The 1,192-nt window shown below is 67.4% G+C and carries 1 protein-coding gene; it reads left to right on the top strand.

What is annotated here, in order from left to right; translation table 11 throughout:
* The coding region (locus LCD33_RS28600) for an alpha-mannosidase (protein ID WP_374228552.1) at window positions 1–1,192 on the top strand (1,192 nt) is incomplete at both ends.

The raw sequence follows: 1,192 nt of genomic DNA, 5'->3' as shown, positions 1-1,192 counted from the left end.
CCGCCCACACCACCACCCACCGCATCAGCGCCACCGGACACGCCCACATCGACTCCGCCTGGCTCTGGCCCCAACGCGAAACCATCCGCAAAGTCGCCCGCACCGTCGCCAACGTCACCGAACTCATGACCCGCGACCCCGCCTTCACCTTCGCCATGTCCCAAGCCCAACAACTCGCCTGGCTCAAACAACACCACCCCGACCTCTTCGACCGCGTCCGCGAACACGTCCGCACCGGCCAATTCGTCCCCGTCGGCGGCATGTGGGTCGAATCCGACACCAACCTGCCCGGCTCCGAAGCCCTCGCCCGCCAATTCCTCCACGGCAAACGCTTCTACCTCGACGAATTCGGCATCGACACCCAAGAAGTCTGGCTACCCGACTCCTTCGGCTACAGCGGCGCACTACCCCAACTCGTCCGCCACTCCGGATCCCGCTGGTTCCTCACCCAGAAGATCTCCTGGAACCGGACCAACAAGTTCCCCCACCACACCTTCTGGTGGGAAGGCATCGACGGCACCCGCGTCTTCACCCACTTCCCACCCGTCGACACCTACAACGCCGAACTCACCGGCGCCGAACTCGCCCACGCCAGCCGCAACTTCGCCGAACACGGCCACGCCACCCGATCCCTCGTGCCCTACGGCCACGGCGACGGCGGCGGCGGACCCACCCGCGACATGCTCGCCCGCGCCCACCGCCTCGCCGACCTCGAAGGCTCACCCACCGTCGAACTCCACTCACCGGCCGAATTCTTCACCGCCGCCGAAGCCGACCACCGCGACCCCGCCGTCTGGACCGGCGAGCTCTACCTCGAATTCCACCGCGGCACCTACACCTCCCAAGCCCGCACCAAACAAGGCAACCGCCGCAGCGAACACCTCCTGCGCGAAGCCGAACTCTGGTGCACCACCGCCCACACCACCCTCGGCCACGACTACCCCCACGACACCCTCGACCGCCTGTGGAAAACCGTGCTCCTGCACCAGTTCCACGACATCCTGCCCGGATCCTCCATCGCCTGGGTCCACCGCGAAGCCGAACAGACCTACCAGCACGTCACCGCCGAACTCCACGAACTCATCGACCACGCCCAACGCGCCCTCGCAGGCACCGGACCCGGCACCACCACCTTCAACGCCACACCCCACCACCACGACGGCATCCCCGCTCTCGGCGCCGGAACCCCCAC

Source organism: Saccharopolyspora sp. 7B, from assembly GCF_020177435.1.
Taxonomy (GTDB): Bacteria; Actinomycetota; Actinomycetes; order Mycobacteriales; family Pseudonocardiaceae; genus Saccharopolyspora_C; species Saccharopolyspora_C gregorii.
Note: the sequence above shows the minus strand (reverse complement) of the source record. Positions and strands in the feature narration are given on the sequence as shown.